At 65.2% G+C, this 2,738-nt stretch carries 3 protein-coding genes; 1 reads left to right on the top strand and 2 read right to left on the bottom strand.

The window, feature by feature from the left end:
- On the top strand, window positions 1-277 hold a 277-nt coding region (locus tag VGD20_RS19645; RefSeq protein WP_331136063.1), incomplete at its 5' end, for a metalloregulator ArsR/SmtB family transcription factor.
- On the opposite strand, the gene folP is transcribed toward VGD20_RS19645, so the two are convergent.
- Together folP and VGD20_RS19635 are read right to left on the bottom strand one after the other, a co-directional pair.
- Window positions 274-1,404: a dihydropteroate synthase gene (gene folP, locus VGD20_RS19640; protein ID WP_331136062.1), complete on the bottom strand. Its 1,131-nt coding sequence runs from the start codon at window positions 1,402-1,404 to the stop codon at window positions 274-276. The two genes, VGD20_RS19645 and folP, sit on opposite strands and share 4 nt — an antisense overlap.
- Before the next feature lie 104 nt (window positions 1,405-1,508).
- Window positions 1,509-2,648 (bottom strand): site-specific DNA-methyltransferase, encoded by a 1,140-nt coding sequence (locus tag VGD20_RS19635; RefSeq protein WP_331136061.1) that lies wholly within the window; start codon window positions 2,646-2,648, stop codon window positions 1,509-1,511.
- Window positions 2,649-2,738: the final 90 nt, after the last annotated feature.

Here is a 2,738-nt window from a genome sequence, read left to right as displayed (position 1 = left end):
CGACCGGATATGCAGCTCGGGCGACATCGTCGAAGTGATTTCCGCCGAATTCGGCATCTCGCAGCCCGCGGTGTCGCAGCACCTGCGCGTTCTCCGCGACAGCGGCTTCGCAACGGCGCAGCCCGACGGACGGCGCCGGCTCTATGCCGTAGCCCCCGAACGCTTCGACGAGATCGATGCATGGGTCCAGCGGTTCAGGCGGACGTGGGAACCGAAGTTCGAGGCGCTGGCAACCGAAGTGGCGCGCGGCAAAAAGGCCCGGCAAGCGGAAGACTAGGCCGTCAACGCCGCGTCGCGCAGCCCGCGCCAGACGCGCAACGCCTGCCGGTTCTCGGCGATATCGTGGACGCGGAGCAATTGCGCGCCCTGCGTTGCCGCTTGGTAGTGCAGCGCCACCGTGCCGCCGAGCCGCTCGTCAGCCGCGGCTTCATTATCGAGCGCCCCGATCATGCGCTTGCGGCTCGCCCCGAACAGGACCGGGCAGCCGAGGGTATGGAACAGTGCGAGCCCGTTGATCAGTGCCAGATTGTCGCCGACGCCCTTGCCGAAACCGAGTCCGGGATCGACGATGATCTTCGCCGGCTCGACCCCTGCGGCAATGCATGCCGCAACGCGCTCGGCGAGCATGTCGTAAACATCGAACAGCACATGCGCGTACGTCCCGCCTTCATGCGGGTCGCTCTTGGCCGACGGCGCGTGCATCAGCACGACCGGGCATCCCGCGTGCACGATCACCTCCATCGCGCGCTCGTCGTAACGCAGCGCCGAGATATCGTTGACGATGCGCGCGCCGGCGGCAAGGGCCGCTTCCATCACCGTCGCCTTGCGCGTGTCGATCGACACCGCGACGCCGCCCCTCGCAAGCGACGACACCACGCCTTCGATGCGCTTGATCTCGTCGCCTTCCCAGACCGGCGGCGCGCCGGGCCGCGTCGATTCGCCGCCGACGTCGACGATTGCCGCACCCGCCGAACCCATGGCGAAGCCTGCCTCGGCTGCGGCGACGGTGTCGACATGCTTGCCGCCGTCCGAAAAGCTGTCGGGGGTGACGTTCAGGATAGCCATCAGCTGCGGTTCGTTCAGCCGGATCGTCCGCTCGCCGAGCTGGAGGGCACCGCGCGGACGCCCGACCCCCGCGCGCTGGGCTACGGCCGCCTGTGCCAGCCGATCGGGCATCGCCGCGATCCAGCCATCCCATTCGCGAACCGGAACGACCGCCGATTTGACCGTCAAGCCATCGCGCAGGCTGATGTGCCACGCCGCAAACCAGACCATCGTATCGGCGATCCGCAGGCAATCGTCATCGAGTTCGTGCGGCCGATCGACGAAACAGGTCGGACGGCAATAGATTTGCGCACCCGCCGACGCGGCGCCGAGCTCGGGCTTGGTTAAAGGTGCGAACATCGTCTTACCCCTGTCCGTCATTGCGAGCGAAGCGAAGCAATCCACAGCGGTTTACGCGCACTCTGGATTGCCGCGTCGCTTCGCTCCTCGCAATGACGATGTTGTTATGCCTCGTTCGCCAGCAACCAGTCCTGCCGAACCGCGTCGATCACGCGCAATTCCTTACCATTGTCGACATGCCAGAAGGTCCAGCCGTTGCAACTCGGTGCGCCTTGCAGACCCGCGCCGACCTTGTGGATCGATCCCGCAGGCTGGCCCTCGCATTCGAGGCTGCCGTCGACGCGCACCTTCGCCTTCCAGCGGCGCCTGGCGTCGGTCAGCACCGTCCCCGGCGCGATCAGGCCGCCTTCGACCAGCGTTCCGAACGCGACCCGCGTCGCGGCCTTCGGCGCCATCATCGTCTTCACCGCGCTCTCGTCGAGCGGCAGTGCCATCTGGATGCGCTCCTTCGCGGCCGCGATATAGTCATCCTCACGCTCGATGCCGATGAAATGCCGGCCGAGGCGCTTGGCAACCGCGCCCGTCGTTCCTGTGCCGAAAAAGGGGTCGAGGATCACGTCGCCGGGGTTCGAACAGGCGAGCAGGATGCGATAGAGCAAGGCCTCGGGCTTCTGCGTCGGATGGACCTTCGTACCGCCCTTTTTCAGTCGCTCCTGACCGCCGCAGATCGGGATCAGCCAGTCGCTGCGCATCTGAAGCTCGTCGTTCAGCGTCTTCATCGCGCGATAATTGAAGGTGTAACGCGCCTTTTCGCCCATCGACGCCCAGATCAGCGTCTCGTGCGCGTTGGTGAAGCGTGTGCCCTTGAAATTGGGCATCGGGTTCGCCTTGCGCCACACGATATCGTTGAGAATCCAGTATCCATTGTCCTGGAGCGCGGTGCCGACGCGGAAAATGTTGTGATAGCTGCCGATCACCCAGATGCTGCCGCCGGGTTTCAGGATGCGCTTTGCTTCCTTCAGCCACGCATGGGTGAAGCGATCATAGGTCGCAAGGCTGTCGAACTTGTCCCAGTCGTCGTCGACCGCGTCGACCTGGCTGCCGTCGGGACGCAGCAGGTCGCCGCCAAGCTGGAGGTTATACGGCGGATCGGCGAAGATCATGTCGACCGAAGCGGCAGGCAGGCTGCGCATCATTTCGACGCAGTCGCCCTGCAGGATGCTGTCGAGCGGCAGGTTGGCAGGCGCCGCTTTTATCGCGCGCTGCTTCGCCGCCGGGGCCTTGACCCGTTCCATCACACCCATGTTTCGCCCCTGTCTTCGACTGAAAGAAGGCCTTGATGAGTCAGGCGGAGTCCGCCGTCAAGCGCAGGACTCTAGGGATTCCGCGTCACT

It is taken from the genome of Sphingopyxis sp. (assembly GCF_036402335.1).
Classification (GTDB): Bacteria; Pseudomonadota; Alphaproteobacteria; order Sphingomonadales; family Sphingomonadaceae; genus Sphingopyxis.
Note: the sequence above shows the minus strand (reverse complement) of the source record. Positions and strands in the feature narration are given on the sequence as shown.

What these genes read in the sequence shown, in the direction of transcription:
- VGD20_RS19635 (WP_331136061.1), bottom strand. Translation starts at nt 2,648, where the DNA reads ATGGGTGTGATGGAACGGGTCAAGGCCCCGGCGGCGAAGCAGCGCGCG.
- folP (WP_331136062.1), bottom strand. Translation starts at nt 1,404, where the DNA reads ATGTTCGCACCTTTAACCAAGCCCGAGCTCGGCGCCGCGTCGGCGGGT.